This window comes from Pseudomonas sp. UME65 (assembly GCF_014170225.1).
Taxonomy (GTDB): Bacteria; Pseudomonadota; Gammaproteobacteria; order Pseudomonadales; family Pseudomonadaceae; genus Aquipseudomonas; species Aquipseudomonas protegens.
This window is the reverse complement of the sequence record NZ_LZZQ01000016.1, coordinates 568,186-594,444: the sequence shown is the minus strand read 5'-3', so window position 1 is coordinate 594,444 and position 26,259 is coordinate 568,186. Positions and strand designations below refer to the sequence as shown.

At 65.4% G+C, this 26,259-nt stretch carries 22 protein-coding genes and 1 pseudogene; 11 read left to right on the top strand and 12 right to left on the bottom strand.

Translation table 11 applies throughout. The features are described 5' to 3' along the window. Window positions 1–245 precede the first annotated feature (245 nt). The 8 genes and pseudogenes from A9971_RS27800 to chrA form a co-directional block, all read left to right on the top strand. Window positions 246–743, top strand: a pseudogene (locus A9971_RS27800) (RNA polymerase sigma factor); the annotation flags it as partial. A 7-nt stretch (window positions 744–750) separates the two neighbouring features. Beyond that, window positions 751–1,710, top strand: coding sequence for a FecR domain-containing protein (locus tag A9971_RS27795; protein ID WP_183000237.1), 960 nt, complete (start codon window positions 751–753; stop codon window positions 1,708–1,710). Between the two features lie 122 nt (window positions 1,711–1,832). Further along, entirely contained in the window at window positions 1,833–4,310 is a 2,478-nt protein-coding gene (locus A9971_RS27790; protein ID WP_183000393.1) for a TonB-dependent receptor, read from the top strand. A gap of 250 nt (window positions 4,311–4,560) precedes the next feature. Then, window positions 4,561–5,277: a YafY family protein gene (locus A9971_RS27785; protein WP_015635716.1), complete on the top strand. Its 717-nt coding sequence runs from the start codon at window positions 4,561–4,563 to the stop codon at window positions 5,275–5,277. Window positions 5,278–5,329: 52 nt separating this feature from the next. Beyond that, window positions 5,330–5,659: a ketosteroid isomerase gene (locus A9971_RS27780; protein ID WP_011061439.1), complete on the top strand. Its 330-nt coding sequence runs from the start codon at window positions 5,330–5,332 to the stop codon at window positions 5,657–5,659. Between the two features lie 176 nt (window positions 5,660–5,835). After that, window positions 5,836–6,963 (top strand): cell division protein ZapE, encoded by a 1,128-nt coding sequence (gene zapE, locus A9971_RS27775; protein ID WP_183000236.1) that lies wholly within the window; start codon window positions 5,836–5,838, stop codon window positions 6,961–6,963. 158 nt (window positions 6,964–7,121) lie between these two features. Then, the gene (locus A9971_RS27770) at window positions 7,122–7,613 is read left to right on the top strand and encodes a GNAT family N-acetyltransferase (RefSeq protein ID WP_183000235.1); all 492 of its coding nucleotides are present in this window, start codon (window positions 7,122–7,124) and stop codon (window positions 7,611–7,613) included. After that, window positions 7,613–8,800: a chromate efflux transporter gene (chrA, locus tag A9971_RS27765; protein WP_183000234.1), complete on the top strand. Its 1,188-nt coding sequence runs from the start codon at window positions 7,613–7,615 to the stop codon at window positions 8,798–8,800. Before A9971_RS27770 ends, chrA begins: the two co-directional genes overlap by 1 nt. On the opposite strand, the gene A9971_RS27760 is transcribed toward chrA, so the two are convergent. From A9971_RS27760 to A9971_RS32795, 5 genes are all read right to left on the bottom strand, one after another. Beyond that, window positions 8,797–10,221 (bottom strand): heavy metal sensor histidine kinase, encoded by a 1,425-nt coding sequence (locus A9971_RS27760; protein ID WP_183000233.1) that lies wholly within the window; start codon window positions 10,219–10,221, stop codon window positions 8,797–8,799. The genes chrA and A9971_RS27760 overlap by 4 nt on opposite strands. Further along, the gene (locus A9971_RS27755; RefSeq protein ID WP_011061434.1) at window positions 10,218–10,892 is read right to left on the bottom strand and encodes a heavy metal response regulator transcription factor; all 675 of its coding nucleotides are present in this window, start codon (window positions 10,890–10,892) and stop codon (window positions 10,218–10,220) included. Before A9971_RS27755 ends, A9971_RS27760 begins: the two co-directional genes overlap by 4 nt. A 318-nt stretch (window positions 10,893–11,210) precedes the next feature. Further along, window positions 11,211–11,435, bottom strand: coding sequence for a hypothetical protein (locus A9971_RS27750; RefSeq protein ID WP_015635710.1), 225 nt, complete (start codon window positions 11,433–11,435; stop codon window positions 11,211–11,213). A 292-nt stretch (window positions 11,436–11,727) separates the two neighbouring features. Next, the gene (locus A9971_RS27745; protein ID WP_053151775.1) at window positions 11,728–13,470 is read right to left on the bottom strand and encodes a phosphoethanolamine transferase CptA; all 1,743 of its coding nucleotides are present in this window, start codon (window positions 13,468–13,470) and stop codon (window positions 11,728–11,730) included. Between the two features lie 244 nt (window positions 13,471–13,714). After that, the gene (locus A9971_RS32795) at window positions 13,715–13,891 is read right to left on the bottom strand and encodes a DUF6026 family protein (RefSeq protein WP_174395770.1); all 177 of its coding nucleotides are present in this window, start codon (window positions 13,889–13,891) and stop codon (window positions 13,715–13,717) included. Between the two features lie 407 nt (window positions 13,892–14,298). On the opposite strand from A9971_RS32795, the gene gnd reads away from it, so the two are divergent. The 3 genes from gnd to A9971_RS27730 are packed head-to-tail and all read left to right on the top strand — an operon-like array spanning window position 14,299 to window position 17,611. Further along, a complete protein-coding gene (gene gnd, locus A9971_RS27740; RefSeq protein WP_011061431.1) occupies window positions 14,299–15,279 on the top strand; it encodes a phosphogluconate dehydrogenase (NAD(+)-dependent, decarboxylating) in 981 nt (326 codons plus the stop codon). Continuing rightward, window positions 15,276–16,793: a glucose-6-phosphate dehydrogenase gene (gene zwf / locus A9971_RS27735; protein ID WP_183000232.1), complete on the top strand. Its 1,518-nt coding sequence runs from the start codon at window positions 15,276–15,278 to the stop codon at window positions 16,791–16,793. Before gnd ends, zwf begins: the two co-directional genes overlap by 4 nt. Next, the gene (locus tag A9971_RS27730; RefSeq protein ID WP_183000231.1) at window positions 16,775–17,611 is read left to right on the top strand and encodes an HAD family hydrolase; all 837 of its coding nucleotides are present in this window, start codon (window positions 16,775–16,777) and stop codon (window positions 17,609–17,611) included. Before zwf ends, A9971_RS27730 begins: the two co-directional genes overlap by 19 nt. A gap of 90 nt (window positions 17,612–17,701) precedes the next feature. On the opposite strand, the gene nhaB is transcribed toward A9971_RS27730, so the two are convergent. The 7 genes from nhaB to paaC form a co-directional block, all read right to left on the bottom strand. Next, window positions 17,702–19,204 (bottom strand): sodium/proton antiporter NhaB, encoded by a 1,503-nt coding sequence (gene nhaB, locus A9971_RS27725; RefSeq protein ID WP_019093618.1) that lies wholly within the window; start codon window positions 19,202–19,204, stop codon window positions 17,702–17,704. 503 nt (window positions 19,205–19,707) lie between these two features. Further along, entirely contained in the window at window positions 19,708–21,762 is a 2,055-nt protein-coding gene (paaZ, locus tag A9971_RS27720; RefSeq protein WP_183000230.1) for a phenylacetic acid degradation bifunctional protein PaaZ, read from the bottom strand. Between the two features lie 60 nt (window positions 21,763–21,822). Next, window positions 21,823–23,469, bottom strand: a complete 1,647-nt coding sequence (locus tag A9971_RS27715) for a cation acetate symporter (protein WP_183000229.1) — start codon at window positions 23,467–23,469, stop codon at window positions 21,823–21,825. Continuing rightward, window positions 23,466–23,774 carry a DUF485 domain-containing protein gene (locus A9971_RS27710; protein ID WP_011061425.1) on the bottom strand — a complete coding sequence of 103 codons (309 nt, stop codon included), beginning with the start codon at window positions 23,772–23,774 and terminating at the stop codon, window positions 23,466–23,468. Before A9971_RS27710 ends, A9971_RS27715 begins: the two co-directional genes overlap by 4 nt. A gap of 100 nt (window positions 23,775–23,874) precedes the next feature. Next, window positions 23,875–24,951, bottom strand: coding sequence for a 1,2-phenylacetyl-CoA epoxidase subunit PaaE (paaE, locus tag A9971_RS27705; protein ID WP_103290159.1), 1,077 nt, complete (start codon window positions 24,949–24,951; stop codon window positions 23,875–23,877). Window positions 24,952–24,980: 29 nt separating this feature from the next. Then, on the bottom strand, window positions 24,981–25,511 hold the full coding sequence (gene paaD / locus A9971_RS27700) for a 1,2-phenylacetyl-CoA epoxidase subunit PaaD (protein ID WP_011061423.1): 531 nt from the start codon (window positions 25,509–25,511) through the stop codon (window positions 24,981–24,983). After that, the gene (gene paaC, locus A9971_RS27695; RefSeq protein ID WP_183000228.1) at window positions 25,498–26,259 is read right to left on the bottom strand and encodes a 1,2-phenylacetyl-CoA epoxidase subunit PaaC; all 762 of its coding nucleotides are present in this window, start codon (window positions 26,257–26,259) and stop codon (window positions 25,498–25,500) included. The genes paaD and paaC overlap by 14 nt, the downstream gene beginning before the upstream one ends.

Sequence of the window (26,259 nt, the reverse complement as noted above, 5' to 3'; positions counted from 1 at the left end):
CCAGTGACGTGTGAAAACTACGGGGGCACACGTCGGAAAGTGGACGGGACTTGGGCCGCAACGCCATGTCATGGACAAGACGTGCGCACCCGGTCAGAAAAAAGGAGGCGCAGGATGCCAGAAAGGCGCCGCAGCCAGAAGGGCAAACAGGCGGAAAAAGCCAAGTTGGAAAGGATACGAAAGATACTGTTTCTCATTTGCCTTTATGGAATAATCCGCCTCCCCGATCTGCGGACCGCCCCCCGATGCTGCCGACCCCCAGCCTGCTGCGCAGCTTTCAAGAGCATTACGACGACCTGCTGAAGTTTCTCACCCGGCGCATGAGCGATCGCCAACGGGCGGCGGACGTGGCCCAGGAGACCTACCTCAAGTTGCTCAAGGTCGATCCGCAGACGGTGGAGGTGCACAACGATCGCGGTTTCATTTTCCGTGTGGCCGGCAACCTGGCCATCGACACCCTGCGCCGCGAGCAGCGCCTGGCGGCCAACCTCGCCGACGGCCAGGAGCACGCCGAAGCGGTGGACCCGGCCCCGGCACCGGAAGCCGTGCTGCTGGCCAAGGAGCGCCTGGCGGTGCTCGACGAGGCCCTGGCGCAACTCTCGGACAACGCCCGCCAGGCCTTGCTGCTCAATCGCCTGGAAGGCCTGACCCAGGCACAGATCGCATTGCGCCTGGGCGTTTCCGAAAGCATGGTGGCAAAATACATCGGCCAGGCCCTGCGCCATTGCCGCGACTGGCTGAAAGTCCACCATGAATGATTCCTTCTTGCCTGCCGCCGATGCCATGACCGACCACCCCGAAAGCCTCGAAGACGCCGCCATCGACTGGCTGGTGCTGCTGCACTCCGGCAACGCCACGCCGGCCCAGCGCATGGCCTTCCAGCAATGGCGCCAGCGCAGCCCGGGCCATGCCGCAGCGGCCGCCGAGGCCCAGCAACTGTGGGGTGACCTGGGGCAGACCGAGACCGCGCGGCAACACCAGGCGCCGCCCGTCATGGTGCGCCGGCCACGGCGCTTCTGGCCGGCGCTGGCCGCTTCGCTGCTGCTGGCGCTGGGGGCTGGCCTGGGCTGGCAGCAGTGGCCGGCCTTGACCTCGGACTACCACACCGGGGTCGGCCAGCAACAGAGCATCACCCTGGCGGACGGCTCGCGGGTCACCCTCAACAGCGCCAGTGCGCTGTCGGTGGCCTACTCGGCGGATGAGCGCCGGGTGATCCTGCGCAGCGGCGAAGCGCTGTTCGAACCGCTGGCCGACCCGCAGCGGCCCTTCGTGGTCCAGGCCCAGGCCCAGCAACTGCAAAGCGCTGCCAGTGCCTTCAGCGTGCGCCGCGACGGCCACCAACTGACGGTGGTGGTGCGCGAAGGGCAGGTGCAGTTCAGCGGTGACCACGCACCAGTGCTGCTCCAGGCCGACCAGCGCCTGCAATACCAGCCCGGCCAGCCGCTGCTGGCCCAGCAGACCGTGGACGCCGCCAGCCTGACCGCCTGGCAGCGCGGCAAGCTGATCTTCAACGGCCGCCCGCTGGGTGAGGTGATAGGTGAACTGGAGCGCTACCAGCACGGGCGCATCCTGATTTCCGACGGTCAGTTGGCGGCCCTGGCCATCAGCGGTGTGTTCGACCTGCATGATCCGCAAGGCTCGCTCAACGCCCTGCAGCAGCGCTACCCGCTGCACGTCACCTACCTGCCATGGCTGGCGGTCCTGCACTGAGTCGAATTTTTTTTGCCTGGGCACTGCAAGTTCCCCTGGGGGAAATCGTCGTAGTGAGACTGAGAAGACAATCATTCTCATTGACGTCATTTCAACCGGCTGGGAAGGAACACGTGAAAGCAATGTTCAAGCTGTCGACACTGGGGCGCGGTCACCACATCATGCGCCGCACATTACTGGCCCAGGCCCTGTTCGCCGGGGCCTTGAGCCCGGTCCTGGCCCAGGCCCAGGAGGCCGCCACGGTCAGCCAGGCCGGCAGCGCCCAGGAGCGCCGGGTCTCGTTGAACCTGCCGGCCCAGCCCCTGGACCAGGCGCTGACCCGCTTCGCCGATCAGGCCGACCTGCGCCTGCTGTACACCACCAGCGATGTCGAGGGCCTGCAATCCACCGCCCTCAACGGCGAGGTCACGGTGGCCCAGGCCCTGCAAAGCCTGCTGGCCGGCAGTGGCATGAGCTGGTCGTTCAGCGACGGGCACACGGTGATCCTGCGTCGGGCTGGCGTGCCGGCCGCCAGCCTCAACCTCAAGCCGACCCAGGTCACCGTGGCGTCACGCACCAGCGCCGCCATCAGCGAGATTCCCGGCACCGTGTGGGTGGTGGAGCAGAGCCAGCTGCGCGAGCAACTGAGCACCGGGGTCAGCCTCAAGGAAGCCATCGGCAAGCTGGTGCCGGGCCTCGACCTGGCCCCGGAAGGGCGCACCAACTACGGCCAGAACATGCGCGGGCGCAACGTGCTGGTGATGATCGACGGGGTCAGCCAGAACAGCTCCCGGGGCCTGTCCCGGCAGTTCGACAGCATCTCGCCGTTCAACGTCGAGCGGGTCGAAGTGCTGTCCGGGGCCAGCGCCATCTACGGCGGCGGCGCCACCGGCGGCATCATCAATATCGTCACCAAGAAAGGCGAACCGGGCCCGGCGCGCTTCGAGACCCAGCTGGGGGCCAGCAGCGGCTTCAACAACAGTGACGACCTGACGACCCGCATCGCCCAGTCGGTGAGCGGCGGCAACGAGACCATCAGCGGCCGGCTAGCGGTGGCGGGGGAGCAGAACCAGGCGTTCTATGACGGTGCCGGCAAGCAGATCTTCATCGACAACACCCAGACCGACCTGCAGTACAACCGTACCCTGGACCTGATGGGCAGCCTGGCCCTGCAGTTCAACGAAGAGCAGAGCCTGGACCTGCTGGCCCAGTACTACGACTCCGGCAACCATGGCAGCACCGGGATCTACTTCCCCAACCTCAAGTACAAGGCGCCGTCCAACCTGGAAGACGCCGAGCTGCGCGGCGGCTATTCCACCGACCTGGAACCGCGTACCAAGCGCCTGCTGCTCAACGCCAACTACCACCACAGCGACGTGCTGGGCCAGGATTTCTACCTGCAGGCCTCGTACCGCAAGGAAGACGACAACTTCTTCCCGTTCCCCTACTACAACAGCGGCAGCCCCGCAGGCTCCAAGGGTGTGTACTTCGCCGCATCCCAGCAGAATTTCGAAGTCACCAGCCTCAAGGCGCTGTTCGCCAAGGAGTTCGAGGCGTTCAAGCTGACCTACGGCGTGGACCTGGACCGCGAGCGTTTCAATGCCCAGCAGAGCACCTTCGACCAGGGCATCTCCTCGGGCAGCGGCGGCCTCGACCTGGTGACCCAGAGCAAGGCGCCGCGCTATCCCAGCTACCGGGTCGACGGCCTGTCCGGCTATGCCCAGCTGGACTGGCACGCCACCGACAACCTGACGGTATCCGGCGGCTACCGGCGCCAGCAGATGGACGTGGACGTGGGCCAGTTCAAGAACGTACCCGGCGGCAGCAACGACTATGCGGTCAACCTCTACAACCTGGGCACCATCTACGACTTCAAGAACGGCCACCAGCTGTGGGTCAACTACGGCGAGGGCTTCGATCTGCCGGACCCGGCCAAGTTCTACGGCAAGCCGGGCCTGAGCGTGGACGACAACCCGCTGGCCGGGATCAAGAGCCGCCAGGTGGAGACCGGCTGGCGCTTCTCCGATAGCGACTGGGATGCCCAGGCGGCGCTGTACTACATCTGGTCGGACAAGGTGATCACCACCGACCAGGCCACCCTGACCATCGACGTCAAGGACCAGAAAAGCCGCGACTACGGCTTTGAAAGCGCCCTGACCCGGCACTTCCAGAACGGCTGGGAGCTGGGCGGCACCCTGCATGCCGTGCGCTCCGAGGAGGAGAACAAGAACGGCGGCTGGAGCAAGCGCGACGCCCGTTATGCCTCGCTGTCGAAACTCACCGCCTTCGTCGGCTGGAAGGACGACAGCAGCAGCGTGCGCCTGCAGGGCAACCACGCCTTCACCCTCAAGGACGACGCAGTCAAGCAGATCGACGCCACCCACAGCGTGGATGCGCCCAACACCATCGACGGCTACACCACCTTCGACCTGCTGGGCAGCCACGACACCGAGTTCGGCACCTTCAGCGGCGGCATCCAGAACCTGCTGGACAAGCAGTACAGCACCGTCTGGGGCCAGCGCGCCAAGCTGTTCTACTCGCCGACCTACGGCCCGGACTACCTCTACGACTACCAGGGCCGTGGCCGCACCTACACCCTGACCTGGACCATGGCCTACTGACGCCCCGGGGGGCTCTTGCGGCCCCTGTAGCCGCTGCCGAGCCCCAGCGAGGCTGCGCAAAGGCCCGCAGGGCCTTGCTTGGCACCCCCAGCCGAACCCTGCGACGCAGTGCCTTCGCCGCCTGCGCCAGCGGCTACAGGAGCCCGGCAGAACCATGCCTGGCAATGTCCCGCCAAACCCCAGCCTCCTGACAGAAACTGTCAGGAGGCTCTGGTAATCTGCGCCGGTGTTTTTTCCGGAGTGCACCTGCGTGTCGCGAGCCAGTCGTTTACTCACCCTGCTGCAGATGCTGCGGGGCAAAAGCCGTCCGGTGACCGCCGCGACCCTGGCCTCGGAGCTGGAGGTTTCCGAGCGCACCCTGTACCGCGATATCGCCGAGCTGACCGCCCTGGGCGCGCCGATCTACGGTGAGGCCGGGATAGGCTACGTGCTGCGCAGCGGGCTGTTCCTGCCGCCGTTGATGCTCAATGCCGACGAGACCGAGGCCGTGGTGCTGGGCCTGCGCTACGTTGATCAGCGCGGCGACGAGGAACTGAGCAAGGCCGCCGCCGATGCCATGGCCAAGATCGCTGCGGTGCTGGCCCCCGCGGCCCAGGACGCACTGCGCAATCCGACCCTGTTGCCCGGCCCGGCGGGCTACGGCTTCCCCGACAACCCGGTGTCGCTCAATGTGTTCCGCCAGGCGATCCGCCTTCAGGCCAAGCTGCTGATCGACTATGCCGACGTCAACCAGAACCCCAGCCAGCGCCGGGTCTGGCCCCTGGCCCTGGGCTTTCTCAACGAGGCCCGGGTGATCGTGGCCTGGTGTGAATTGCGCGAGGATTACCGCACCTTCCGCACCGACCGCATTGCCGCCGCCCAGGAACAGGGCGAGCGGTATCCGGGGCGGCGCAGCGACTGGCTGCGAGCCTGGCGCAAACGCATGCACAGCGATGAGCAGGGCCGCTTCACTGCTGACAGGAAATGACACGCGGGGGCTTTAGCATGGCCCGCTCATTCAACAGCAAGGAGCTTTTGTCATGTCGGCCACAGACCCTTCCCTGGCCCCGGCCATCGCCGCTTATGTCACGGCCATCAACAGCGGCGACAGCGCAGTGGTGGCGTCGATCTTCGCCGACCGCGCCCAGGTCTTCGATGAACGCGAGCACTGCGTGGGGCCCCAGCAGATCGCCCGCTGGATGGGCAAAGGCGCGTGCCGCCTGGAAATCCTCGGGGTCCAGCAGCGCACCGGCAAAGTGCTGCTCGACAGCCGGGTGTGCGGTGACTTCCCCGGCAGCCCCCAGGCCCTGCGCCATACCTTCCGCCTGGACGCCCAGGGGCGGATCGAACGCCTGGATATTTCCCGCTGATGTAGCCGTTGGCGCAGGCTGCGAAAAACCTGAGCGCGCTCAAGGATTGGCCGGAGGCCACCAGGCAAGGCCCTGCGGTCCCTTTCCCAGCTTCGCGGCCTCGGCAGCGGCTACAGGTCGGCCTGGAGCGGCTCATGCTGGCATACTGCGGCTCTTTGCCAGGAGGCCCGAGCCCCATGCCATTCGATTCCCCCATGAGCGCCTACCAATACGCCCTGGAGCAGCAGGGCTTTGTCGCCGACGCGGCGCAGGCGCGGGCGGTGCAGGCCTTGCAGCAATGCCATGAAGCCCTGCATCAAGGGCGCACGGCGGTGCCCGGGGTCTATCTGTGGGGGGCGGTTGGGCGGGGCAAGACCTGGCTGATGGACCAGTTCTACCAGAGCCTGCGGGTCCCGGCGCGGCGCCAGCACTTTCATCATTTCATGGGCTGGGTGCACCAGCGTTCGTTCCAGCTGACCGGTATTGCCGACCCCTTGCAGGCCCTGGCCCGGGAGCTGGCCGAAGAGGTGCGGGTGCTGTGTTTCGATGAGCTGTTCGTCAATGACATCGGTGACGCGATCATCCTCGGGCGCCTGTTCCAGGTGATGTTCGACCAGGGCGTGGTGCTGGTCTGCACCTCCAACCAGCCCCCGGAGCAGCTGTATGCCGATGGCTTCAACCGCGAGCGCTTCGTTCCGGCGATCAGCGCCATCCGCCAGCACATGCAGGTGGTGGCGGTGGACGGCGAGCAGGATCACCGCCTGCACCCGGGCGCCGCCGAGCAACGCTACTGGCTTGGCGCCGAGGGGCGGCCGAGCGCCCTGGGGCCGGTGTTCGAGCGCTTGAGTGCCGGGCAGCCGGCGAGCAGCGAGCCGCTGTTGCTCGGCTATCGCCCGTTGCAGGTGGTCAAGGCGTGCGGGACGGTGGCCTGGTGCAGCTTCGTCGAACTGTGCGAACAGCCGTTTTCCGCCATGGACTTCATGGCCCTGTGCGACCGCTTCCAGGCCATTCTCCTGAGCGATGTGCCCAACCTCAGCGCTTGCCAGCGCCCCGCACGCATTGCCCGGGGCACCGAGGATGGTGCCGAGCGGGTGGTGGCCGGGGATCGTGAGTTGCCGCAGCTGTCGGTACATGATGACGCGGTGCGGCGTTTCATCGCCCTGGTGGACGAGTGCTACGACCGCAAGGTGCCGCTGTACCTGGAAGCCCGGGTGCCCATGGAACAGCTGTACACCGAGGGCTACCTGGAGTTCGCTTTCCGCCGCACCCTCAGCCGCCTGCAGGAAATGCAGTTGCAGCGTTTTGCCGGTGGGCCCGCGGCCTGAAGGGAAACCCTTCCGGCTGCCGTGGATCCCGGCCGCTGCTTAGGATTTTTTCTGTAGTGCGCGGGTTAAAAATCTTCGTTTGGTCAAATCCCCCAGCCTACAATCGAGGCTGCCTGAGCCCTGAGCGCTCACTTTCAATACGTTGATCGAGGATGAACATGGACGTTGCCGATATCGTGGTGTTGCAAGCCAGTTACAGCAACCCGGTGCATGCCGAAGCCATAGGCGTGTTGCTCAACCACTATGCCGAGGACCCCATGGGCGGCGGCCAGCCCCTGGACGCAGACCGGCTCCAGCAGTTGCCAGCGGAGCTGGCCAAGCGGCCCCAGGCGTTCAGCGTGCTGGCCTTTGCCGGCGGGCAGCCGGTGGGCCTGGTGAACTGCTTCGAAGGCTTCTCCACCTTTGCCTGCCGGCCCCTGGTGAATATCCATGACGTGGTGGTGCTGGACAGCTACCGCGGCCAGGGCCTGAGCAAGCGCCTGCTGCAGAAGGTCGAGGACATCGCCCGGCAACGGGGCTGCTGCAAGGTCACTCTGGAAGTGCTGGAGGGCAATGCCCAGGCCCAGGCCGCCTATCGCGCCTGCGGTTTCGCCAATGCCATGCTCGACCCGGCTCACGGGCGCATGCTGTTCTGGAGCAAAGCCTTGTAATGCACACCCCCAGCCCCTGCGCGCCGGTCCCGGTAGAAACACCCTGGCGGATCTTCCTGGTGTTTCTGCGCCTGGGCCTGAGTTCGTTTGGCGGGCCGCTGGCGCACCTGGGCTACTTTCGCCAGGAATTCGTCCAGCGCCGGCGCTGGCTGGGGGAGGCGGCCTATGCCGAGCTGGTCGCGCTGTGCCAGTTTCTTCCCGGACCTGCCAGCAGTCAGGTCGGCATCGCCCTGGGATTGTCTCGCCGTGGCCTGCCCGGGGCCCTGTGTGCCTGGGCCGGCTTTACCTTGCCTTCGGCCCTGGCCCTGGCACTGCTGGCCCTGGGGTTGGGGGGCGGGGTCCCGGCCGGGGCGCTCAAGGGCTTGCAACTGGTGGCGGTGGCGGTGGTGGCCCAGGCCTTGTGGGGCATGGCCCGCAGCCTGTGCCGGGGCGCCTTGCAGATCGTCATTGCAGTGCTGGCCGCGGCGCTGGTGCTGCGCTGGCCGGGCCTGGGCGGGCAGTTGCTGGTGATGCTGCTGGCGGCGCTGCTGGGCCGCTGGCTGATCAGGCCGGTGTTCCAGGTGCAGGTCCAGAGCCCTCCCTCTGGGTCGAGTCGCCGCCTGGGGGCGTGTTGCCTGGGGCTGGCGCTATTGCTGCTGGTGCTGTTGCCGGGGCTGGTGCTGCTCTGGCCGGGGCGCCTGCTGAGCCTGTTCGATGGTTTCTACCGGGTCGGCGCTCTGGTATTCGGCGGCGGCCATGTGGTGCTGCCGCTGTTGCAGGCGCAGGTGGTGGAGCCCGGCTGGGTCAGCAGCCCGCTGTTCCTGGCCGGGTACGCCAGCGCCCAGGCGATGCCCGGCCCGCTGTTCAGCGTCGCGGCCTTTCTCGGCGCGGCCATCGATGGCTGGAGTGGGGCGGTGGTGTGCCTGCTGGCGATCTTTCTGCCGGGGCTGTTGCTGGTGATCGGCGTGGTGCCCTTCTGGCAGCGGCTGCGCCACCGCCAGGGCATCCAGGCGGCCCTGGCGGGGGTCAATGCCGCAGTGGTGGGCCTGCTGGCGGCAGCGTTGTACCAACCCCTGTGGACCAGCAGCGTGACCGGCGCGCCGGAACTGGTGGCGGTGTTGCTGGCGCTGCTGCTGTTGCGCAGCGGCCGGGTGCCGCCCTGGGCCCTGGTGCTGCTGGGGGCCGGTGCCGGTGCCTGGCTGCTCTAGAGGTCGTGCTGCGCCGGGTCGAGCCGGGGGAATACCAGGCGGAACTCGGTCAGGAGTTCCGGGATGCTGCTGACCTCGGTGCGCCCCTGGTGCAGGTTCATGATCGAACGGACGATGGCCAGGCCCAGTCCGGTGCCGCCTTCGGCCCGGGTGCGGCTGCTGTCGACCCGATAGAAGCGCTCGAACAGATGGGGCAGGTGGCTGGCAGCGATGCCCGGGCCGGGGTTGCCCACGCTCAGGCTCACGGCCTCCATGGTCTGCTCCACCCGTAGGCTGATCTGCCCCCGCGGCGGGCTGTGGCGAATGGCGTTGGACAGCAGGTTGGAAATGGCCCGCTGGATCATCAGCCGGTCCCCCAGCACCCAGGCATCGCCACTGTGCTGCAGTTGCAGCTGCTTCTCTTCGGCGCTCAGGGCGAACAGGTCGATGACCCGGCGCGCTTCTTCCCCCAGCGAGACTCGGGCGAACCGGGCCTGGGACGCCGGCTGGCTGACCTGGGCCAGGAACAGCATGTCGGCGACGATCCGCGTGACCCGCTCCAGCTCTTCGATACTGGCCTCCAGCACCGCCTTGTACTCCTCTGGCGGGCGTTCCCGGGACAGGGTCACCTGGGCCTTGCCCATCAGGTTGCTGATGGGCGAGCGCAACTCGTGGGCCAGGTCGTCGGAGAACTGCGACAGGCGCTGCACGCCGCCGTCCAGGCGTTGCAGCATGACATTGATGCCCTGGCCCAGCTCCGCCAGCTCCCGGGGCAGGCCCTGCAGCTTCAGGCGGTGGGTCAGGTCCTGGGTGGTCACCCGCGCCGCGACCCGGCTGAACTGCTGCAGCGGCAGCAGGCCCCGTTGCACCAGCCACCAGGCGCCGAAACCGATCAGCAGCAGCAACAGGGGCAGGGCGATCACCGTGGAGCGCAGGTAGGCGCTGAGCAGCGCCTGATCGTTGCTGCGGTCCAGGGTCAGTACCACCTGGACCTGCTCGCCGTTGCGCAGGCTCATCTGCTGCAGGGCGCTGAGCAAGGGGTTGCCGCGGCTGTCGCGCCAGTCGACATAGCCATCGCCACCGATATTGCCCAGGGGCTCGGGCAGGGACTCCTGGGCCATGCCGCCGACAATCAGCAGGGGTTCGGCCAGCGGATCGCTGCCGAGGATGCTCAATTGCAGGTTGTCGTGGCCCATCACCAGGTCCAGCAGGGAATGGGGGCGGGCCGCCAAGTCACTGCTCTTGAGGTCGCTGGTGAGGCTGTGCCGGATCTGCTCCAGCTTGCTGTCCAGGCCCTTGCGCGCCAGGTTGTCCAGCTCATGGTTCAACGCCAGGTAGGCCAGGGTTGCCAGCAGCACCACCAGTGCCGCGCCCATCAGGGCGACGGTCAGCCCCAGGCGCATGGACAGGCTGCTGGCCGCGGCGGCGGGGCGCGCTGTCATGGGCGTGCTTCCAGGACATAACCGACACCGCGCAGGGTATGGATCAGCTTGACGTCACTGGCGTCGTCGATCTTGCCCCGCAAGCGGCTGATGGAGACTTCCACCACATTGGTGTCGCAGTCGAAGTTCATGTCCCAGACCAGGGAAATGATCTGGGTGCGGGTCAGTACTTCTCCGCTGTGGCGCATCAATACATGCAGCAGGGTGAATTCCTTGGTCGTCAGGTCGATACGCCGACTGCCGCGATAAGCCCGGTGACGGCGCGGGTCAAGTTGCAGGTCGGCAACTTGCAGAACTTCCGGTTGGACAATGACTTCACTACGACGCATCAGGGTACGAACCCGGGCCAGCAACTCGGGAAATTGAAACGGTTTGACCAGATAATCATCGGCGCCCATATCCAGGCCCTTGACCTTGTCTTCCAGGCGCCCGCGGGCAGTCAACATCATGACCCGTGCGGGATAGTTTCCCTGCAGTTGTTCAAGAACTTGCCAACCATCTTTGCCGGGCAGGTTGATATCCAGGATTACCAATTCATAGGGCTGTTGTTGAATCAGGTGCAGGCCGTCCACGCCATTGTTCGCCCGGTCCACCACATAGCCACTTTCACTCAGGCCCTGATGCAGGTAGTCGGCCGTCTTGGGTTCGTCCTCAATCACCAGAATGCGCATTGCAATATCCTCTTCAAAGCTGTCGGGGCTGTCGAGCGAGCGCAGGTTAAAGTCTGTAGTAGCTATAGGGTCAATAAAATAACCCAGCTAATTCAACTGATTAACCAGGCTGTCCGATCAGTGGCGAGTGGCATGGTGCGGCGATACTAATTGAGCCGGGGCACTGCGGGCGGCAGATGACCGGGTTGTCATCTGTCTGTCATGCGGGTGCAAGAGAAGGAGGGCAGCCCCTATGAAAAAGGCGCCCGCAAGGGCGCCAAACATCCACTTCTGGCAAAGGAGCAGATTGCCGGGAAGGGGTATCGCTGGAACTGGGGGTCAGGCACCAGGCTGTTGTTGCTTGGCATCCGAGGCGGAATAGTTGGGCTCGGATTTCTGCTTTTCGGCTTTTGCAGTGTTTTCGGTCTTGTCGCCGTGAAGTTGCTGCTGGCTAACGCGGAAGTTGTCATAGAAGCGCTGCATATTTTCCGAGCCACCTTCGGCAAAGGCCGCGCTGGAACCTACCAGAATCAGGCCGCTTAATACCAAAGTTGAAAGTTTCATGCTGTTTTTCCTGCTTAAGAATGTTCGGTACTTGTTACGTCCCTGCACAAGAAGTGATGGGCGAAAGTTTCACCGAAGTGTATTAAGCGAGGGTTAACGTCAGCCTGAAGTGCTGATTACAATTTCGACATCATGTGTCTTTGCCGGCGCTTGGCCGCGCTGGCCGGCAAGGGCACCTCCTTGAAGGCGCCGCCTGCGGACGCGGCCTGGTGCAAAAAAAAGCCCCGGGAACCGGCCAGGGTTCTCGGGGCTGTTTGCCGGCAAGCCGGATCCTGCGGGCGTGGCGGGGGGCTTACTTCTGTACCACCGTGGCTTCGACCGGGGCCTTGGGTTTCATCAGGCTGAAGTCGATCAAGGGTCTGCTCTGGCGCGAGTAGGGGTCGCCGATCAGCAGCGGGCGTGGCTTGAAGCTGTCGCTCACCAGGCTGCGGCTGTGGTCCAGCTCATCGAAACTCAGGCCCGCCAGGTCCGCCCAGGTGTGAATCAGCTGGGAACTCATGTAGGGGCGGCTGAGGTCCGAGGCAAAGCTCCAGTCATGGGTTTCCCGCCATTTCGGCGAGGCCCAGGCCATGAACGGAATGGTGTACATCGGCGCCGTCGGCCGGGCTTCGTTGCGCCCCAGGGTGTCATGGCCGGCGGAGTCGAAGACGTCCTCGCCGTGGTCCGAGAGGTACAGCAGGAAACCGTTGGGGTCGGTCTTGGCGTAGTTCTTGATCAGGTTCGAGACCACGAAGTCGTTGTACAGCACGGCGTTGTCGTAGCTGTTGTAGGTGGGCAACTGGTCGTCGCGCACGCCGGCCGGTACGCCCTGGCGATCATTGAACTTGTCGAAGCTGGGCGGGTAGCGGTACTGGTAGCTCATGTGGGTGCCCAGCAGGTGGACCACGATGAACTTGCGCGGTGCGCTGTCGGCCAGGGCCTTGGAGAACGGTTCGAGCACGTCGCCGTCGTACTGGCGGGCGTTCTGGTTGCGGTTGTTGTTCAGGTACACCTGCTCGTCCGCCTGTTCGGAGAAGGTGGTGAGCATGGTGTTGCGCTTGGTCATGGTCTGCTGGTTGGTGATCCAGTAGGTCTTGTAGCCGGCCTGCTTCATCACGCTGACCAGGGACGGGCTCTTGAGGTACAGGTCGGGGTTTTCTTCGTCGGCGAAGGTCAGTACCTGCTGCAGCGCCTCGATGGTGTAGGGGCGCGGGGTGATGACGTTGTTGAAGATCGCCAGCTGGTCCTTGAGCTTGTCCAGCTCCGGGGTGGTCTGGCGCGGGTAGCCGTACAGGCTCATGCGCTGGCGGTTGGTGGATTCGCCGATGACCAGTACCAGGGTCGCCGGCTGGTTGGCCATGCTGTCCTTGAGGTTGGTCAGGGGGGCGATCTTGCTGGCGCTGGCGAGCATGCCCTGCATGCCGTCCAGTTGCTCGCGGTAGCGGCGATAGGCAATCACCATCTGCCAGGGCACGGCGGGCTCGATGCGGGTTTCGAATTTCTCCAGGCCGGCGGCCAGGGTATCGGCGCGGGAGATCTGCTTGACCAGCGGGTAGCCGACGATGGCCACCAGGATAGCCGTCGCCGCCACCAGGGCCTGGCCCCGAGGCAGGTAGACCGGGCGCAGGCGGGTCCAGAGGAAGAAGGCGAATGCGCTGTGGGCGAGGAACGCCAGGAGCATCCACCAGGCAAAGTACTGGGTCAGGTATTCACCGGCTTCCGAGGGGTTGGACTCGAACATGATGAAGATGACGCTTTGCGAGAACTCCTGCTGGTAGACGAAGAAGTAGCCCAGGCTGGCCATGGAACAGGCCCAGAGCACCACGCCGATCACGGCGGCCATGACTTTGGTGCGCGCCGGGAACAGCAGCATCGGTGCCAGCCAGATGGCGCTCATGAAGAACGCCTGGCGGAAACCGGTGAAGCCGGAGGTGTCGGTCAGCTGGATCAGCAGTTGGGTGATGCCGGAGAAATACCAGAAGAACAGGAACAGCCAGAGCAGCCCCATCCAGTCAAAACCTTTCGCAGATGCACTACTGCGTTTGAACAATGCCATTGAGCGCTCCCCAGGGATCCAGATTCATTGCGCGCCAAGGGCGTCGCGAATGAGCGCCGTCTTGTAACAAGACGGCCACAATGGCCGGGAGTATCGACAGGCAAGTGTGAAAACTTTGTCAGCTGAACGTCGCTATTTTGTGGTCTGCAACGGGGGGCTATGGCGGTATGGCGAGGGAAGGCGGCTTGGCCCGGGACCTACAGCGGGGCTGAACGCAGGTCGGGCCTGCGTTCAGGGGCGAGGCTCAGCTCGCGGAGGAGAGGTGTAGCGGCGCCGGTTGACCCTGGCTTTGCAACTGCAGGCGCAATTGTGCGAGCTCCCGTTGCAGTTGATCGCGTTCGTCTTTGAGTTGACGCAATTCGTCACGACGAATGCTGACGTACAGAGTTTGTGTTGGTCGTGCCGGTAGTACTGTGCCCATTGCTTCACCTCGCAAATGGCGTGTCTCAACTATGCTTCGCTGGCCGCATCCCTGCGCAAAACACTATCGGTGACAATTTTATTTCTTTTTCGGGCAAAGGGAACTTTTTTATTTTTCGCGGTCGCTGTGTCTTCGCGCAGATTTGCAGCGTTATCCACCCAGGGCCAGGGAAACTTCAGGGGCTGGCACAGGACTAATCTTCATTGCTCTGCTGCCCGTCAGGGGAATTGGCTGGGGCCGGTCGATGGGTAATTCGCGCCGTCGGGGGTAAAAACTCGGAATCTACCTGAAGATTGCGCTGTCTTGGGGCTTCTTGCCTTGTATAGTTGCGCCCCTCGGGATTTTGCCCCGGCCCACTGGGCTATAACTTTTTTTGATCAGAATTTTTGCAGTAGGAGCATCAGCACATGCAACTGGGGATTATTGGACTGGGCCGCATGGGCGGCAACATTGCACGGCGCCTGATGCTCAATGGGCACGAGACCGTAGTCTTTGACCGCAACACCGACTTCGTCAGCACCCTGGCCGCTGAAGGCGCCAAGGGCGTCGCCGACCTGCCGGCCCTGGTGGCGGGCCTGGAAAAGCCCCGGGCGGTCTGGGTCATGCTGCCCGCGGGCGCACCCACCGAAGACACCATCGACACCCTCAGCCAGTTGCTGGAGCCGGGCGATGTGATCATCGACGGTGGCAACACCTACTATAAAGACGACATCCGCCGCGCCCGCGACCTGGCGCAAAAGGGCCTGAAGTACATCGACGTCGGCACCTCCGGCGGCGTCTGGGGCCTGGAGCGTGGCTACTGCATGATGATCGGCGGCGATGCCGCCGAAGTGCTGCGCCTGGACCCGCTGTTCGCCGCCCTGGCGCCCGGCATGGGCACCATCCCGCGGACCAAGGACCGGGTCGCCGATGACGACCGTGCCGAACGCGGCTACATCCACGCCGGCCCGGCCGGCTCCGGGCACTTCGTCAAGATGATCCACAACGGCATCGAGTACGGCATGATGCAGGCCTTCGCCGAGGGCTTCGACATCCTCAAGACCAAGGCCTCGGAAAGCCTTCCGGAAGACCAGCGCTTCGACCTCAATGTCGCCGATATCGCCGAAGTCTGGCGCCGTGGCAGCGTGGTGTCCTCCTGGCTGCTGGACCTGACCGCCGATGCCCTGGCGGGCGATCCGAAGCTCGACGGCTTCTCCGGCTCGGTGGCCGACAGTGGCGAAGGGCGCTGGACCATCGAAGCGGCCATGGAGCAATCGGTGCCGGTGCCGGTACTGTCCAACTCGCTGTTCTCCCGCTACCGCTCCCGCGGCCAGGGCACCTACGGTGACAAGCTGCTCTCGGCCATGCGCTTCGGCTTTGGCGGCCATGTGGAGACCGGGAAAAAATGACCACCACGCGAAAGAAGTCCAAGGCGTTGCCGGCGCCGCCGACCACGCTGTTCCTGTTCGGCGCCCGCGGTGATCTGGTCAAGCGCCTGCTGATGCCGGCGCTGTACAACCTCAGCCGCGACGGTTTGCTGGATGAGGGGCTGCGGATTGTCGGCGTTGACCACAACGCGGTGAGCGACGCCGAGTTCGCCACCCTGCTGGAAGACTTCCTTCGCGATGAAGTGCTCAACAAGCAAGGCCAGGGGGCGGCGGTGGATGCCGCCGTCTGGGCCCGCCTGACCCGGGGCATCAGCTATGTCCAGGGCGATTTTCTCGACGACTCCACCTATGCCGAACTGGCGGCGCGGATTGCTGCCAGCGGCACCGGCAACGCGGTGTTCTACCTGGCCACCGCACCGCGCTTCTTCAGTGAAGTGGTGCGCCGCCTGGGCAGTGCCGGGTTGCTGGAGGAGGGGCCGCAGGCTTTTCGCCGGGTGGTGATCGAAAAACCCTTCGGCTCCGACCTGCAGACCGCCGAAGCCCTCAACGGCTGCCTGCTCAGGGTCATGAGCGAGAAGCAGATCTATCGCATCGACCATTACCTGGGCAAGGAAACGGTCCAGAACATCCTGGTCAGCCGTTTTTCCAACAGCCTGTTCGAGGCATTCTGGAACAACCATTACATCGACCACGTGCAGATCACCGCGGCGGAAACCGTCGGCGTGGAAACCCGTGGCAGCTTTTATGAACACACCGGTGCCCTGCGGGACATGGTGCCCAACCACCTGTTCCAGTTGCTGGCGATGGTGGCCATGGAGCCGCCCGCTGCCTTTGGCGCCGATGCGGTACGTGGCGAAAAGGCCAAGGTGGTGGGGGCTATCCGCCCCTGGTCCGTGGACGAGGCCCGGGCCAACTCGGTGCGCGGCCAGTACAGCGCCGGTGAAGTGGCCGGCAAGGCCCTGGCGGGCTACCGCGAGGAAGCCAACGTGGCGCCGGACAGCAGCACCGAAACCTACGTTGCGCTGAAGGTGATGATCGACAACTGGCGCTGGGTCGGGGTGCCGTTCTACCTGCGCACCGGCAAGCGCATGAGTGTGCGTGACACCGAGATCGTCATCTGCTTCAAGCCGGCGCCCTATGCACAGTTCCGCGATACCGAGGTCGAGCGCCTGTTGCCGACCTACCTGCGGATCCAGATCCAGCCCAACGAAGGCATGTGGTTCGACCTGCTGGCGAAAAAGCCCGGGCCGAGCCTGGACATGGCCAACATCGAGCTGGGTTTTGCCTACCGCGACTTTTTCGAGATGCAGCCCTCCACCGGCTACGAAACCCTGATCTACGATTGCCTGATCGGCGACCAGACCCTGTTCCAGCGCGCCGACAACATCGAGAACGGCTGGCGCGCGGTGCAACCCTTCCTCGATGCCTGGCAACAGGACGCCAGCTTGCAGAGCTACCCGGCGGGCGTGGATGGCCCGGCAGCCGGGGATGAACTGCTGGCCCGGGATGGCCGCGTATGGCGACCCCTGGGGTGAGTGGCGTGCAGGCGCGGCCTATCGAGTTCCTCCTCAGTGACATGGACGGCACCCTGTTGCGCCCCGACCACAGCCTCAGCCCCCGCACCCTGGATGCGGTCCGTGCGCTGCGCGAGGCCGGGGTGGCCTTCAGCCTGGCCACCGGACGGCCGCCGCGGGCCATGCTGCAGCAGATCGAGGCCCTGGGCGTCGACCTGCCCACTGCCGGCTTCAACGGCGGCAGCATCGTCAAGCCCGATGGCAGCTTCCTGGCTCGTTACCATGTTCCGGTGGAAGCGGCGGTCACCGCCTTGCTGCTGTTCGAACCCTGCCCACAGGTCGAGACCTGGGTGTTTGCCGACAACGAATGGCTGCTGCGCAACCTGGACGGTGCCCTGATGCCCCTGGAGCGCCAGGCGCTGGGTTACGCCCCCAAGGTGGTGGACAGCTTCGAGGAATACCTGCCGCGCATCGACAAGATCGTCGCCGCCAGCAGCGATCACCGCTTGCTGGTGCAGTTGGAGGCCCGCTTGCAGGCCGCCACTGCAGGGCAGGCCCAGGCGTCCCGTTCCCAACCCAGGTTCCTCGATCTCACTGCCTTGCAGGCGGACAAGGGGCAGGCCCTGGTGACCCTGGCCGAATACCTGGGGGTGCCGCTGGAGCGCACCGCGGCCCTGGGCGATGGCGGCAACGACCCGGCGATGTTCCAGCGTGCCGGCCTGTCGATTGCCATGGGCCAGGCGGAAGAACAGGTCAAGCGCCAGGCTGATGTGATCACCGGCAGCAACCTGGAAGACGGCGCCGCCGAAGCCATCGAGCGCTATATCCTCATGCGCTGAGGGCCGTGGCCCGGCATCGCGCCGGGCCACGGCCCCCAGTCCTGCACCCATTGCGCCCCATCTGCAGTCCCGGGGCGCCCCAAGCGGCGGTTACAACCAGTAGCTCACCGCGTACCAGCCCAGCAGCCCCATCACCACGGTGTAGGGCAGGGCCATCCACACCATCCGTCCGTAGGACAGGCGTACCAGCGGCGCAATCGCCGAGGTCAGCAGGAACAGGAAGGCCGCCTGGCCGTTGGGCGTGGCCACGCTCGGCAGGTTGGTACCGGTATTGATGGCGATCGCCAGGGTTTCGAAGTGCTCGCGGCTCATCTGCCCGGAGATGAAGGCCTGTTTCACTTCGGTGATGTAGATGGTGGCCACGAACACGTTGTCGCTGATGGCCGAGAGCAGGCCATTGGCAATGAACAGCATGCCCGGCTGCTGGTCCGCCGGCAGCGCCAGCACCCACTGGATCAGCGGGGTGAACAGCTGCTGCTGGTGAATCACCGCCACCACGGCAAAGAACACCACCAGCAGGGCGGTGAAAGGCATGGCGTCCTTGAACGCGTTGCCCAGGCGGTGCTCGTCGGTGATCCCGGTAAAGGCGGTGATCAGTACGATCACCAGCAGGCCGATCAGCCCGACCTCGGCCACATGCAGGGCCAGGGCGACGATCAGGATCAGTGCCGCCAGCCCCTGCACCAGCAGGGCCGCGCGCTGGCGCGAGGTGCGCTGGGCATCGTCCTCGGCGGCGTAGTTGGCCAGCACCTGGCGCACGTTGTCCGGCAGCAGGGTGCCGTAGCCGAACCAGCGCAGCTTCTCCAGCAGTACGCAGGTCACCAGGCCAGCCGCCAGGACCGGCATCGAAACCGGTGCCACCTTGCTGAAGAAATCGGCGAAGTGCCAGCCCATTTCATGGCCGATCAGCAGGTTCTGCGGTTCCCCTACCAGGGTGCACACACCGCCCAGGGCGGTGCCCACGGCGCCATGCATCAGCAGGCTGCGCAGGAAGGCGCGGAACTGTTCCAGGTCGTCATGATGCAGGGCAGGCAACTGTTGGTCGTCGGCGAAGGCGCTGTCCTGGCGCGGGTCATTGCCGGACGCCACCCGGTGATACACCGAATAGAAGCCTACCGCGGCGCTGATGATCACCGCGGTGACGGTCAGGGCGTCGAGAAAGGCCGAGAGGAAGGCCGAGAGAAAGCAGAACAGCAGGCCCAGCAGCGCCTTGGAGCGCACCCCCAGCAGCAGCCGGGAGAACAGGTAGAGCAGCAACTCCTTCATGAAGTAGATGCCGGCCACCATGAACATCAGCAGCAGGATCACCGGGAAGTTGTGCACCAGCTCGTCATACAGCGCCTGGGGCGTGGTCATGCCCAGCACCAGTGCCTGCACCAGCAGCAGGCCGCCGGGCATCAAGGGGTAGCACTTGAGGGCCATGGCCAGGGTGAAGATGAATTCGATCACCAGGCACCAGCCGGCGGCGGCCGGGCTGACAGCGAAGAACAGCAGAGGGTTGAGCAACAGGAACGCGACAATGCTTGCCTTGTACCAGCGGGGTGATTGGCCGAGAAAATTGTGGGCGAACGCCTGGGCCATTGAACCGGACATTGGCGGCTCCTTGTAGTGAGAAGCGCGCAACTTGCCCCATGGCGGATTGAGAATCAAGAATTGATGAAATCTTTTGCGACAAACTTCGCCAGCGCCCCAGCGGCCGCCAGTGCACGACCTTCCGTAGGAGCCGGCTTGCCGGAGAAGAGGGCCTCGAGTCTTGCGCAGTCCTCAAGCACGCCTTCGCTGGCAAGCCAGCTCCTACGGGGGGGCTGGCGGCGCGAAACTGTTGTAGGAGCCGGCTTGCCGGCGAAGAGGGCCTCGAGCCTTGCGCAGTCCTCAAGCACGCCTTCGCTGGCAAGCCAGCTCCTACGGGGGGGCTGGCGGCGCGAAACTGTTGTAGGAGCCGGCTTGCCGGCGAAGAGGGCCTTGAGTCTTGCGCAGTCCTCAAGCACGCCTTCGCTGGCAAGCCAGCTCCTACGGGGGGCTGGCGGCGCGAAACTGTTGTAGGAGCCGGCTTGCCGGCGAAGAGGGCCTCGAGTCTTGCGCGGTCTTCAACGGTTTCACTCAGTACGCTTGGCCACCAGGGTCAGGATGTCGTAGCTGGCCACCACCTCGCCCAGCTGGTTGCTGACTTCCACATCCCAGGCCACCACTCCTTGCGGCGTGCCCTGGGGGCTGAGCTTGCCCTGGTCGATCTTGCGCTTGCAGGTCAGGCGCGCCTGCAGGGTGTCGCCAATGCCCACCGGGGTGATGAAGCGCAGGGTGTCCAGGCCGTAGTTGGCCAGCACCGGGCCGGGGCCCGGGGAAACGAACAGCCCGGCCGCCGCCGAGAGCACGAAGTAGCCATGGGCGATGCGCTTGCCGAACTGCGACTCCCTGGCGGCAATCTCGTCGAAGTGCATATAGAAATGGTCCCCCGACAGGCAACCGAAGTTCACCAGGTCGGCCTCGGTCACAGTGCGCCGGTGGGTCAGCAGGGATTCGCCGATCCGCAGGTCCTGGAAGTGCCGGCGGAAGGGGTGGACCTCGGTTTCGATCACCTGGGCACCGCGCACGTACTCGCCGGTTACCGCCGCCAGCATGCTTGGCGAGCCCTGGATCGCCGCCCGTTGCAGGTAATGCTTGACCGCCCGCAGGCCCCCCAGCTCTTCGCCACCCCCGGCGCGGCCCGGGCCGCCATGCTTGAGCTGTGGCAGGGGCGAGCCGTGGCCGGTGGATTCGCCAGCACAGTGGCGGTCCAGCACCAGCAAGCGACCGTGCCAGGCCGCAGCCCGGGGAATGACCTGGGCGGCAATGGCCGGGCTCTTGGTGACCAGGCTGGCCACCAGGCTGCCCTTGCCGCGAGAGGCCAGCTCCAGTGCCTGGTCCAGGTCGTCATAGGCCATCAGGGTGCTGACCGGGCCAAAGGCTTCGATGTCGTGGGCGCCGCCCTCGGCCATGGGATCGCGCGCCAGCAACAGGGTCGGGGCGAAGAACGCGCCCTGGCTGACGTTTGTGCCTCGGGGCTCGAAGCCGTCCCGGGCACCGAACAGCAGGTCGCTGCTGTGCAGCAGGCTTTGCAGGCGCTCGGCCACGTCCCGCTGCTGTTCATGGGAGGCCAGGGCGCCCATGCGCACGCCTTCCACCGCCGGGTCGCCCACCACCACCTTCGACAGGCGTTCGCGCAACCTGGTGGCCACCGCATCCAGTTGTTTGGCAGGGACGATAGCGCGGCGGATGGCGGTGCACTTCTGCCCAGCCTTGACCGTCATTTCCCGTGCCACTTCCTTGATGAACAGCTCGAATTCCTCGTCGTCCGGGCTTACGTCCGGGGCCAGGATCGCGCAGTTCAGCGAGTCGGCCTCGGCATTGAAGGGTACCGAATGACGGATCAGGTTGGGGTTGGCCCGCAGCTTGCCGGCAGTGCTGGCAGAGCCAGTGAAGGTCACCAGGTCCTGGCCTTGCAGGCGGTCCAGCAGGTCGCCGGTAGCGCCTATCACCAATTGCAGGCTGCCTTCGGGCAGCAGCCCGGATTCATGCATCAGCCGCACTGCGGCTTCGGTCAGGTAGCTGGTGGCGCTGGCCGGCTTGACGATGCAGGGCATGCCGGCGAGGAAGCATGGGGCGAATTTTTCCAGCATGCCCCAGATCGGAAAGTTGAAGGCATTGATGTGCACCGCCACGCCACCCCGGGGCACCAGGATGTGGCTGCCGGCAAAGCTGCCGAGCTTGCTCAGGGATTGCGCCGGGCCTTCGTGCAACAGGTTGCCCGACGGCAGTTCCCGGGCGCCGAGGCCGGCGTAGCTGAACAGGGTGCTGTTGCCGCCCTCGATATCGATCCAGCTGTCGGCCCGCGTCGCGCCGCTGTGATGGGACAGGGCATAGAGCTGCTCCTTGCGCTCGCTCAGATACAGCGCCAGGGCCTTGAGGCGCTGGGCCCGCTGCTGGAAATCCAGGGCCAGCAAGGCCTTGCCGCCCTGATGACGACCAAAGGCCAGGGCCTCGGCGAAGTCCGGGGCCTCCTCGTGGGTGTGCGCTACTTCATGCCCATCGATGGCGCTGCGCAGTGACTGGGCCGGATGCTGGCCGAACCAGCGGCCGGCGATGAAGCTTTGCAGGGTAGGAGCCTGTGGCATGGGGATTCCTCCAGAGGGTGAACCGGGTTCGAGCGCGGCAGCCCGCACTCATGGATGGGGTCAATGATGAGTGGCGCCGGATTCGCCAATGCCGGTCATGGAACGGATGAACTGCGCCAGGTAGCGCCCGCGCTCCAGTTCGGCCCGGGGCGAGCGGTCGCTGACGGAGAAGGCCCAGGCACAGAAGAACGCCAGGCTCATGGAAAACAGCGCCGGGTTGGCATAGGGAAACAGCGCCTGGGGGTGATGCAGCACATTGACCCAGACCGCCGGGCTGAGCATCAGCAGCACAATCGCCGAGACCAGGCCAGCGAGGCTGCCGCCCACCGCGCCGCGAGTGGTGAGGCCTTTCCAGAACATGGAAAGAAACAGCACCGGGAAATTCACCGAAGCGGCGATGGCCAGCACCAGCCCCGAGAGAAAGGCAATGTTCTGCGATTCGAACAACAGCCCCAGCAGCACCGCCAGCACCCCGATGCACAGGGTGGCGATCCGCGAGACGCGCATTTCCTGCCGGGTGCTGGCCTGGCCCTTGCGCAGCACGCAGGCGTACAGGTCGTGGGAGACCGCCGAGGCGCCGGACAGCGCCAGCCCGGCCACCACCGCCAGGATGGTGGCGAAGGCCACGGCCGAGATGAAGCCCAGGAACAGGTTGCCGCCCACCGCCTGGGCCAGGTGCACGGCAACCATGTTGGCGCCGCCGATGATCGCGCCGCCGGCATCGCGGTACTGGGGCTCGGTACCGACCATGACGATGGCGCCGAAGCCGACAATGATCAGCAGCAGGTAGAAGTAGCCGATGAAACCGGTGGCGTAGAACACGCTCTTGCGCGCTTCCCGGGCATCGCTGACGGTGAAGAAGCGCATGAGGATGTGCGGCAGGCCGGCGGTGCCGAACATCATGCCCAGCCCCAGGGAAATGGCATCGATGGGGTTCGACAGCAACCCACCCGGGGCCATGATCGCGCTGCCCTTGGCGTGCACCGCGCTGGCCTGGGCGAACAGCGCTTCGCTGCTGAAGCCGAAGTGCTTGAGCACCATGAAGGCCATGAAGCTGGTGCCCGAGAGCAGCATCAGCGCCTTGATGATCTGTACCCAGGTGGTGGCCAGCATGCCGCCGAAGGTCACGTAGCAGACCATCAGCAGGCCCACCAGCATCACCGCATAGAGGTAGCTGATGCCGAACAGCAGCTCGATCAGCTTGCCGGCGCCGACCATCTGCGCCACCAGGTACATCAGCGCCACGCTCAGGGTGCCGAAGGCTGAGGTCAGGCGCACCGGCGTCTGGGCCAGGCGATAGGACACCACGTCGGCGAAGGTGTACTTGCCCAGGTTGCGCAGGCGTTCGGCGATCAGGAACAGGATGATCGGCCAGCCGGCCAGCACCCCCAGTGCGTACAACAGAGCGTCGTAGCCATTGAGGAACATCATTGCCGAGATGCCGAGGAAGGACGCCGCGGAAATCATGTCACCGGCGATCGCCAGGCCATTCTGCAAGCCGCTCATGCCGCCACCGGCGGTATAGAAGTCGCTGGCGGAGCGGGTGCGCCGGGCGGCCCAGCGGGTGATGCCGAGGGTCATCAGGACAAACACCAGGAACATGCCGATGGCGTTCCAGTTCAATGGCCGCGCCGGCGTGTCGGCCGCCAGGGCCAGGTCGGTGGCCAGCAGGCAGGGCAGCAGGAATAGAGCGAGCGGGCGCTTCATGGCTGGCACTCGCGCTTGAGCTTGTCGTTCAGCGGGTCCAGCAGGCGGTTGCTGCGGTAGACGTAGAAGCCGGTGAGGGCAAAGGCCAGGCCGATCATAGCCACGCCCACCGGCATGCCGACGCTGGTGGCTCCGCCGGCCAACGAGCGCCCCAGCAGCCCGGGGTGGAAAGCCACCAGCAGTACGAAGCCGTAGTAGGCCAGGAGCATGATCAGGGTCAGCGACCAGTAGAGGCGCTGCTTGCGCCGCACCAGCTGGATGAAGTCCGGATGGCGGGTGATGCGGGCGATCTGTTGTGGGGTCATGGCGCGTTCTCTTGTTTTTGTTGTTGCTGGCACGTGAAGGCGCTGCGCGGCCTTTCGCAGCTTCGCTGGTGCTCGGCAGCGGCTGCGGGGAGCGCCGGAGTCAGAGCTGGTCGAAGTCCAGTACCACCTTGTCGCTGAGCGGGAACGATTGGCAGGAGAGGACGTAGCCGGCCGCGACTTCGTAGTCTTCCAGGGCGTGGTTGCTGTCCATTTCCACTTCGCCTTCGATGACCTTGCATTTGCAGGTGGAGCAGACTCCGGCCTTGCACGAGTAGGGCAGTTCGGCGCCCTGGGCGTTGCCGGCGTCGAGAATGCTCTGGCTGTTGCGCGGCAGGTCGAAGGCCAGGGCGCGGCCGTCGCTGATGACGGTGACCCGGCTGTGCCGGGCATCCAGGGCGCTGGCGGTTTCCCGGGCCTGGCGCTTGTGCCCGTCGCTGCCGGCGTGGAACAGCTCGAAGTGGATGCGCTCGGCCGGCATGCCGGCAGCCTTGAGGCTGTCGCGCACGGTTTCGGTCATGGCCTGGGGGCCGCAGATGAACGCGGCCTCCAGTTGCTGGACGTCGAGCCAGCGGGAAAACAGCTGCTGGCACTTGTCCTGGTCGATGCGCCCGTTGTACAGGTCGATGTCCTGCCGTTCGCGGCTGAACACGAACATCAGGTTCAGCCGCTGTAGGTAGCGGTTCTTCAGGTCCTCAAGCTGTTCGCGAAACAGCGCCGAGTTGCTGGAGCGGTTGCCGTAGAGCAGGGTGACCCGGCTGTGGGGCTCGGTTTGCAGGGTGCTCTTGATGATCGACAGGATCGGCGTGATGCCGCTGCCGGCCGCCACCGCCAGGTAATGGCCGCGCCGCGCCGGGTCCAGCTCCACATGGAAACGCCCGGCCGGGGGCATCACGTCCAGGCTGTGGCCGGGCTGCAATCGTTCATTGGCGAAGGCCGAGAAACGCCCGCCGGCCACGCGCTTGACCGCTATGCGCAGTTCACCGTCGTTGACCCCGGTGCAGATCGAATAGGAGCGGCGCACTTCCTCGCCTTCAAGCTCGGTGCGCAGCACCAGGTGCTGGCCCTGGGTGAAGTGGAACTGCTGCTGCAGGTGCGGGGGAACCTCGAAGGCGATGGACACCGCGTCGCGGGTTTCATTGCGCAGGTCCTTGATGGTGAGGCGGTGGAACTGGCTCATGGTGGTTCTCCACTGCGGCGCCGGGCCGCTCAGATGCACTTGAAGTAGTCGAAGGGTTCCAGGCAATCACGGCAGCGATACAGGGCCTTGCAGGCGGTGGAGCCGAACTCGCTGAGGCGCTCGCTGTGGGCGCTGCCGCATTGCGGGCAGAGCACCTGGGGCGTTTCTCCCAGCAGGCTGCGCTTGCTGCTGCCCGATGGCGGTGCAATGCCGTAGGCCTGCAGACGCTGGCGCCCGCGCTCGGTGATCCAGTCGGTGGTCCAGGCCGGGGTCAGCTGGCGCAGCAGCCTGGGTGCCTTGAAGCCGGCGCGCTCCAGGGCCTGGCGGATGTCGCTTTCGATCACCTCGGTGGCCGGGCAGCCGGAGTAGGTCGGGGTGACCGCCACCTGCAGGTGCCCCTGGTGCCAGTCGAGGTGGCGCACGATGCCCAGGTCGAGCACGCTGACCACCGGCACTTCCGGGTCCATGACCCGGTCGAGGGTGGCCCAGGCGGTGTCCAGGTCCCCGGGCAACGGGTCGCGTGCCCCCAGGTCGCTGCCGATCAGCTCACCAGACCGCATCGGGATAGGCTCGCGGCAGTGATTGCATCTGGGCCAGCAGCAGGCCCAGGTGTTCGGTATGCAGGCCTTTTCGCGCATCCAGGTAGAAGTGGCTGGGCGCTTCGGGCACAGGCAGGGTGGCCCGGGCGAACACCGCGGCGACCCTGTCCTGCCAAGCGGTGGCGACCTGAGCCGGGTCTGCCAGCAGCCCGGCCTGGTGCAACGCGTTCTCCGCAGGATCGGTGGCGATCAGTTCCCCGGTAAAGCGCCACAGCCGCGGCAGGGCCTGGAGCATGCGCCGGTGGCTTTCCTCGGTGCCATCCCCCAGGCGCTCGACCCATTCGCTGGAGCGACGCAGGTGGTAGGTGACTTCCTTGAACGCCTTGGCGGCGACCCCGGCGATGCGTGGATCGCTGGACAGGCACAGGCCACGGAGGGTTTCCAGGTGCCAGGCGTCGTAGAAGAACTGCTTGAGCATGGTCACCGCGAAGTCGCCATTGGGTTGTTCCACCAGCAGCAGGTTGCGGTAGGCGCGTTCGTCGCGGCGAAAGGCCAGATGGTCGGCATCCCGCCCGTCCGCCAGCAGTTCGGCGGCATAGTCCAGCCAGTTGCGGGCCTGGCCCACCAGGTCGAGACCGACGTTCATCAGTGCCAGTTCTTCTTCCAGGGCCGGGGCCCGACCGCACCATTCGCACAGGCGCTGGCTCTGGACCAGGGCACTGTCGCCCAGGCGCAGCAGATGGTTGAGCAGATCGTTTGCAGGGTTCAT

Bases quoted from the DNA above. Each gene is read 5' to 3' on its own strand.
- A9971_RS27795 (WP_183000237.1), top strand. From the start codon at position 751: ATGAATGATTCCTTCTTGCCTGCCGCCGATGCCATGACCGACCACCCC.
- A9971_RS27790 (WP_183000393.1), top strand. From the start codon at position 1,833: ATGTTCAAGCTGTCGACACTGGGGCGCGGTCACCACATCATGCGCCGC.
- A9971_RS27780 (WP_011061439.1), top strand. From the start codon at position 5,330: ATGTCGGCCACAGACCCTTCCCTGGCCCCGGCCATCGCCGCTTATGTC.
- zapE (WP_183000236.1), top strand. From the start codon at position 5,836: ATGCCATTCGATTCCCCCATGAGCGCCTACCAATACGCCCTGGAGCAG.
- A9971_RS27770 (WP_183000235.1), top strand. From the start codon at position 7,122: ATGGACGTTGCCGATATCGTGGTGTTGCAAGCCAGTTACAGCAACCCG.
- chrA (WP_183000234.1), top strand. From the start codon at position 7,613: ATGCACACCCCCAGCCCCTGCGCGCCGGTCCCGGTAGAAACACCCTGG.
- A9971_RS27760 (WP_183000233.1), bottom strand. From the start codon at position 10,221: ATGACAGCGCGCCCCGCCGCCGCGGCCAGCAGCCTGTCCATGCGCCTG.
- A9971_RS27755 (WP_011061434.1), bottom strand. From the start codon at position 10,892: ATGCGCATTCTGGTGATTGAGGACGAACCCAAGACGGCCGACTACCTG.
- A9971_RS27750 (WP_015635710.1), bottom strand. From the start codon at position 11,435: ATGAAACTTTCAACTTTGGTATTAAGCGGCCTGATTCTGGTAGGTTCC.
- A9971_RS27745 (WP_053151775.1), bottom strand. From the start codon at position 13,470: ATGGCATTGTTCAAACGCAGTAGTGCATCTGCGAAAGGTTTTGACTGG.
- A9971_RS32795 (WP_174395770.1), bottom strand. From the start codon at position 13,891: ATGGGCACAGTACTACCGGCACGACCAACACAAACTCTGTACGTCAGC.
- gnd (WP_011061431.1), top strand. From the start codon at position 14,299: ATGCAACTGGGGATTATTGGACTGGGCCGCATGGGCGGCAACATTGCA.
- zwf (WP_183000232.1), top strand. From the start codon at position 15,276: ATGACCACCACGCGAAAGAAGTCCAAGGCGTTGCCGGCGCCGCCGACC.
- A9971_RS27730 (WP_183000231.1), top strand. From the start codon at position 16,775: ATGGCGACCCCTGGGGTGAGTGGCGTGCAGGCGCGGCCTATCGAGTTC.
- nhaB (WP_019093618.1), bottom strand. From the start codon at position 19,204: ATGTCCGGTTCAATGGCCCAGGCGTTCGCCCACAATTTTCTCGGCCAA.
- paaZ (WP_183000230.1), bottom strand. From the start codon at position 21,762: ATGCCACAGGCTCCTACCCTGCAAAGCTTCATCGCCGGCCGCTGGTTC.
- A9971_RS27715 (WP_183000229.1), bottom strand. From the start codon at position 23,469: ATGAAGCGCCCGCTCGCTCTATTCCTGCTGCCCTGCCTGCTGGCCACC.
- A9971_RS27710 (WP_011061425.1), bottom strand. From the start codon at position 23,774: ATGACCCCACAACAGATCGCCCGCATCACCCGCCATCCGGACTTCATC.
- paaE (WP_103290159.1), bottom strand. From the start codon at position 24,951: ATGAGCCAGTTCCACCGCCTCACCATCAAGGACCTGCGCAATGAAACC.
- paaD (WP_011061423.1), bottom strand. From the start codon at position 25,511: ATGCGGTCTGGTGAGCTGATCGGCAGCGACCTGGGGGCACGCGACCCG.
- paaC (WP_183000228.1), bottom strand. From the start codon at position 26,259: ATGAACCCTGCAAACGATCTGCTCAACCATCTGCTGCGCCTGGGCGAC.